The sequence below is a fragment of the Streptomyces hygroscopicus subsp. hygroscopicus genome (assembly GCF_001553455.1).
GTDB classification, from domain to species: Bacteria; Actinomycetota; Actinomycetes; order Streptomycetales; family Streptomycetaceae; genus Streptomyces; species Streptomyces hygroscopicus.
Window position 1 is genome coordinate 1 of record NZ_BBOX01000268.1, and the last position, 5,726, is coordinate 5,726.

Genomic DNA, 5,726 nt, shown 5'->3' on the forward strand with positions numbered 1-5,726 from the left:
ACCCGGCGACACCTTCCCGACGGACGTCCGTGAACTGGCCGCGGTGGGCCGCTACCTGGGCTACGGCCCCGGCCACGTCGGCGAAATGCTCGACGACTACCGCCGTACCACCCGCCGGGCGCGGGCGGTGGTGGAACGCGTCTTCTACGACTACGAGGGCTGACGACGGCGAGGGCTGACGACCGCGAGGGCTGACGGCGAACGGGCTGGCGCCGAACAGGGCTGACGGAGAACGGGCTGGCGCCGACCAGGGTTGACGACGAACAGGTTGACGGCGAACAGGGCTGACGGCGCCCAGCGCTTACGGCGACGAGTGCGGGGGCCGGCGGCGGTGGGGCGGTGCCTCAGCCGGCCCCGGGCAGGGTGAGGCGCAGCGGACCGCAGCCGATGCGGTCGGCCTCCGCGGCCACATACCGGGTGAGGAGGGTACGGATGTCGCCGGGGCGGTCGGCGTCGTCCGCCCGGACCAGGAAGGTGACCGGGCCGGTCTGGCACTCGGCCTGGAACATCCCCATCTCGTCGCGGACAAAGCCGCGCCCGTCGCCCTCACCGGCCTTGACCGGCTCCTTGGCACCGGCCCGGGACAGCCCGTCGTAGAGCACGGCCAGCCGGGGGTCCTCGACCGTCATCAGCCGCAGCCCGGGGTGGCCGAAGAGCACACCGCGGTCGCAGGTGCGCACCGGGCCGTCGCCCCGGGTGACCAGGGGACGGCCCCTTCCCTCGCGCTGGTACGCGCCGGGGAGCGGCAGCCCCTTGACGCCGCACATGGCGTCCTTCTTCTCGTCCAGGAACCGCGGCGGCGCGGGCATCCCGCCGACCGGGTCGGCGATGGTGCCCGTGCACCCCAGGTCGGCCATGTAGTGGTTGACCAGCTTGACCACGGCGCGGGCGAGTTCATCGCGGGCCTCGGTGTCCACCTCGTCGTCGTAGACGGTCCAGCCGGTCTCCAGGTCGATCACGGTGGGGCCGTTGGGCACGTCGGACGGGTTCGGCCGGCCCACGCAGCCGTCGGGCACCGCGAGCCAGGCCCGGGTGTCCGAGGCCATGCCCAGCAGCCCGCCGCCCAGCGGGGTGAGCCGCGCGGACAGGAACTCATCGGCCCACCGGTCGCCCGAGCCGCCGAACCAGTTGTCCAGCCGATGCGCCTGGACGGTGATCCGCCTCCCGCGCGGCGACCTCAGACGGCATTCGCCCGAAGCGCCCTCGTTGCCGATGCGATCGCTGGTGATGGGCACCTCGGACGTCTCGATGTCCCGTTTGCCACCGAACAGCGCCGCCACATCGTCCCGGCTGAAGGCCCCCCAGCAGGCCCGGTCGTCCGCGAACGGCCCCGTCCCGGTCTGCCAGGCCACCCCCGCGCCGCCGATCAGCGCGCCGATGACCGCTCCGGCCACGCCCGTGGTCACGGCCAGCCGCGGCCGGCTGCCGGTCAGGCGCCGCCAGTGCCACCAGGGGCGGTGCCGCTCGTGCGGGGGCGTGGCCGAGCCGCTGACGTCGGCCGTGCCGTGCTCGGCGCTCCGGGTGATCTCGGCGTTCTCGCTGTTCTCGGCCTTCTCGGCGTTCTGGGTGTTCTCGCTGTCGTTCATCGGGTGGCACTCCCAGGTGCGACGGACGCGCAACCGAGGCGTCGCGCCACGGCGTTGGCGAAGGCGGCGAAGTACGGCGTCGTCTCGCGCGTGGACGGGGCGAGCATCAGCGCGGTGAGCGGGCGTCCCGCGCAGTCGGCCCGTACGACCTTGTAGTCGTCGGCGAAGACCCCCGTTCCGCGCCAGCCGCGGGCCGGAGCCCTGCTGCCGGTGGCGCCGTCGAACAGCGCGGAGAGCCGCGGCTGGGCGACCATCAGGGCGTCGAAGTACCGGCCTGCGCCGCGCCGCAGCCGCACCGAACAGGACTGCAGGTCCCGGGTGACCGCGCCGACCTGGTACTCCAGCTCCTTGGCCTCCTCGCCGAGGTCCAGGCCCCTGATCCGGCAGGCGCGGGTGAAGAAGGACTCGTCCTCCTCGGGCAGCGCGGTGAGCGGCGAGACGACCTCGAGCGGCTGCGCCGGGGCGCACCCCGCCTTCTCCATCCCGCGGTTGGCGACGGCGACGAGCAGCCGGGCCACGGACTGGGAGCCGCCGAGCCCCGCGCCGGCCGGCATGGTGGAGTCGCTGTAGACCGACCGCGCGGTGGAGTCGAGCGTCACCGCGGTCGGCCGTCCGCCGGGGGCGTCGCATCCCTTGGGCAGCACCAGCAGTGCGTGATTGCCGTCGGTGGCACCCGGCAGTCCGTCGGGCAGCGGCATCGCCCGGCCGCCGAGGTAACCCCCGATCCACTCCATGCGCTCCGCGGCGTCCTCGGGCGCGGGGCCGTAGGCGACCGTGACCTCGGTCTCCTCGACGACCTTCTCCCCGCCTCCGCTCACGCGCTCGGAGTGGATCGTCACGGTGCACCGGCCGCGCTGCCGCCCCGGTGTCGGCGCGGTCTCCTTGGACGTACGGCTCGCGTTGTCCTCCTCGAGGGCCTCGCTGCTCAGGAAGTCCGGTCCGCTGTCCTCTTTCCAGGCGCCCCAGCAGTAGGTGTCCTTGTCGAACGGCCAGGTGTCCGTGGCCCAGGTGCCGAGCCCGGCCGCCACCAGCACCACGACGGCGCCGCCGATCAGAGCGGTCCGCCGGCGCGCGCCGCTCATCAGCTGTTTCATCGCTGTTCCTTCCCCCGTGTGGCCGTCGATCCTACTCAGCGGCTCCGCCTGGGGGTGAAGAGGGCATGGCAAGTGGCTGGGCGCGGCACCCGACCGCGATCCGCGGCTGACGGCCGAGGAACCCGATGCGTGGCCGCGTCAGTGACCGCTACTGCCCCCGGCGGGCGGGCCGGGGTCGAGCCGTACGGCGACGGTGACGCGCCCCTTGCCGTCGACCCGGGCGACCGCATGTCCCGTGCGGGCGCCCCCGTCCAGGTCCAGCGATATCGGGCCGCCCGCACCGGTGAAGTTGCGCCACCATGTCTTGCGTTCGGGCATGGCCACGCGGATCGTCACGAGGTCGGCGGCCCGCCGGTAGGCCACCGGCGTACTGAACGTACGGCCCGACCGCCGCCCCGTGTACGCCACGACCGTAAGGCGCCCGCTCACCAGCCGTCCCCACCGGGGGGAGGAGCGCAGCCCGGCCACCCACCGATTGACCGGGCCGGTCACGCGCTTCGAAAGCGGCCCTTTGTACCGCACACCATCCTCCAGACGCCGATGGACAGGGGGGAACGTGCCGTCACCGTAATGCGGGCGAGACAACACACCCGGCCGACCGACCCCAAGTGAGAAGGATGAGTCCCGAGCCCTCTCGCATGCCGTACGCGCCTGGGCTGTTCAGACACGGGCCCCGTTGACCTGGAACCACACCGCGTTTCCCGGGACCCGGCCCGTGGTGGCAGACGCCCCAGTCGGTGGCGGAGCTGCCGATGATGAGCAGCCCCCGGCCGCTCTCGGCGTCGGTCGCGTCTCCGGCGAGGGTGCGTTGCGCGGGGAGGCCGGGAGCGTCGTCGCTCACCAGAACGCGCAGGGTGCCGTACGGTCCCCACTCGGCGTAGAGGGTGACGGGGGCCGAGCAGCCGCTGCGTCGGCAGGCGTTGACGGCATTGGTGACGGCTTCGGAGGTCAGGAGCAGCGCGGTGTCCGTTAAGTCGGTGCGGTTCGCGGTGCGCAGGGCGGTACGGATCGCTTCGCGGGCGGTGCGGACCCAGCCGGGGTCGGGCGGGAAGACGAGGGAGAAGTCGGCACGGGGGAGCTGGGCGCTCATGAGGTGTTGCCTCCTTCGGCCAACGGCCGTTGGGCGGATGCCGGTTGGGCGATTGTCCTTCGACGGTAGAGAGTTAGGTTTCCAGTCTGCAACCTCAATGGCTCGTTTCCCTCCAAGGAGTGGCCCCTGGCTACTCCCAGCGGGCAGACTGCTCACGATCACGAGGAGGTCGTCATGGGGCTACGGGCCAACCCAACGCAGCGGCAACGGCGTCTGGGTACGGAACTGCGAAGACTTCGCAATGAGCGCGGCTTGTCCGCAGCAGAGGCAGGAGCTTTCGCCGACCTCGGCTCGCCGCACCTCGGGCACATCGAGGCGGGTCGAACGGCCATTCCCGAGGTGAAGCTCCGTGCGCTGCTCGCTGGATACGGTTGCCAAGATGAATCGTTTGCTGACGCGCTCGTGGCCATCAGCGAGTCCAAGGGGAAGGGGTGGTGGTCGGGCTACCGCAAATCCCCGCTCCCTCAGAGCGCTCATGATCTCGCGGAACTCGAGGCGACGTCGGTAGCTCACCGCTCGTTCCAGTGGATGTATGTGCCCGGGTTACTCCAGACCCCCGAGTACGCGAGAGCCCTCATGGTCGGAGGTGAGCCAGAGGCGGATCTCAGCTTGCTGGACACGTATGTCGAGTTCCGGTTGAAGCGTCAGGAGGTCTTGGCCGGGGAGTCGCCGCCGACCTTTCACGCGGTCATCCACGAAGCGGCGTTCCACATGCAGTTCGTGGAGAACGGCGTCATGCGCCGTCAGATCGAGCACCTTGTGGAGATGGCTCGGCTGCCGCATGTCCACATCCAGCTCCTGCCGTTCAAGGCGGCCCTCTCCCCGGCGACACCGGCGGCCGCGTTCATCCTCTTCGAGGCCGAGGTGCCCGAGCTGAACACGATCTACGTCGAGCACCCCGTGTCCTCCGCGTTCCTCGCCGACCAAGCGCATCTCGCTCAGTACGGCACGGCTTTCGAACGTCTCACGACGGCGGCACTGCCGCCGATTGACCCGGACCCCGAACGCGAGTCCTATTTGCGCAGTGACTCACTTAGGCTCGTGCATCATCTGCTGTACACGCTCTGAGGAGAACTGCATGTCCGGGCTCGAATGGCGAAAGTCGAGTTTCAGCAGCGGAGTCGGAGGTCAGGACTGCGTCGAAGTCGCCACGGCGCCAAACGGCCTCATACGCCTGCGCGAGAGCGATGCCCCGGCAGCCGTCATCACCACGGGTCCGGCCCCGTGGGCTGCCTTCATCCAGGGGCTCAAGCGGGGTGATTTCGACCGACTGCCGGGGGGCGCGTAACCGGCCGGGACGCCGTCGCCTTCCTCGGGGGCTGTGAGCATCTGACCCAGTACAACTCGGCCTTCGAACACCTCAGCGCGGTGGCCCTGCCGCCCATTGCCCCTCGGGGCGAACGCGAGTGCTATACCCAGAGGGATTCACTCCAGCTCATCCAGCACTTGCTGTACACCTTGTGAAGGGGAGCCCTGGGCATGTCCTTTTGGCGAAAGTCGAGTTTCAGCAGCGGCCAAGTCAGCGCGGAGTGTGTCGAGGTCGCGGCACCGTCCCCCGATCTCATACTGATCCGCGAGAGCGATGCCCCGGCAGCCGTCATCACCACAGGTCCGACTCCCTGGGCTGCCTTCATCCAGGCGCTCAAGCGGGGTGACTTCGACCGGCTGCCGGGGAGCGTGTGACCGGCCGGGACGCGGTTCGGCCGGTGGTGGGGTGCGGGTTTCGTTTCGCGCCTTCGGCGCGGTTGAGCAGCGGCGGCGGGGGGTGGGGGGTGCGGCGCCGCTGCCGGGTGCCGGGTGCGTTGGTGTGGGTGCCGGTGGCGGCTTCCGTGGGTGGGCGGCCTGGTATCAGCCGGACTGCGGGGGCCGGACGCCCCTCCGGGTACCCCTCTAAAAAACGCTTGATCTGAAGCAACTAATTCATCAAGCGTTTTCCAGAGGGGTACCCCACCCCCC

At 70.6% G+C, this 5,726-nt stretch carries 7 protein-coding genes; 3 read left to right on the plus strand and 4 right to left on the minus strand.

Annotated elements, in window-relative coordinates:
• Positions 1-344: 344 nt before the first annotated feature.
• From AXW62_RS25685 to AXW62_RS25700, 4 genes are all read right to left on the minus strand, one after another.
• Positions 345-1,586, minus strand: coding sequence for a hypothetical protein (locus AXW62_RS25685; protein ID WP_060946595.1), 1,242 nt, complete (start codon positions 1,584-1,586; stop codon positions 345-347).
• Complete coding sequence (locus AXW62_RS25690; RefSeq protein WP_060946596.1) at positions 1,583-2,680, minus strand: hypothetical protein; 1,098 nt, start codon at positions 2,678-2,680, stop codon at positions 1,583-1,585. The genes AXW62_RS25685 and AXW62_RS25690 overlap by 4 nt, the downstream gene beginning before the upstream one ends.
• A gap of 138 nt (positions 2,681-2,818) precedes the next feature.
• A complete protein-coding gene (locus tag AXW62_RS25695) occupies positions 2,819-3,109 on the minus strand; it encodes a hypothetical protein (RefSeq protein ID WP_252368726.1) in 291 nt (96 codons plus the stop codon).
• 133 nt (positions 3,110-3,242) lie between these two features.
• The gene (locus AXW62_RS25700) at positions 3,243-3,770 is read right to left on the minus strand and encodes an ATP-binding protein (protein ID WP_252368728.1); all 528 of its coding nucleotides are present in this window, start codon (positions 3,768-3,770) and stop codon (positions 3,243-3,245) included.
• Positions 3,771-3,944: 174 nt separating this feature from the next.
• On the opposite strand from AXW62_RS25700, the gene AXW62_RS25705 reads away from it, so the two are divergent.
• From AXW62_RS25705 to AXW62_RS25710, 3 genes are all read left to right on the plus strand, one after another.
• Positions 3,945-4,838 carry a helix-turn-helix domain-containing protein gene (locus AXW62_RS25705; RefSeq protein WP_060946598.1) on the plus strand — a complete coding sequence of 298 codons (894 nt, stop codon included), beginning with the start codon at positions 3,945-3,947 and terminating at the stop codon, positions 4,836-4,838.
• Positions 4,839-4,848: 10 nt separating this feature from the next.
• Positions 4,849-5,058 (plus strand): DUF397 domain-containing protein, encoded by a 210-nt coding sequence (locus AXW62_RS41420; protein WP_079115789.1) that lies wholly within the window; start codon positions 4,849-4,851, stop codon positions 5,056-5,058.
• Positions 5,059-5,249: 191 nt separating this feature from the next.
• Positions 5,250-5,453 (plus strand): DUF397 domain-containing protein, encoded by a 204-nt coding sequence (locus AXW62_RS25710; RefSeq protein ID WP_060946599.1) that lies wholly within the window; start codon positions 5,250-5,252, stop codon positions 5,451-5,453.
• Positions 5,454-5,726 lie beyond the last annotated feature (273 nt).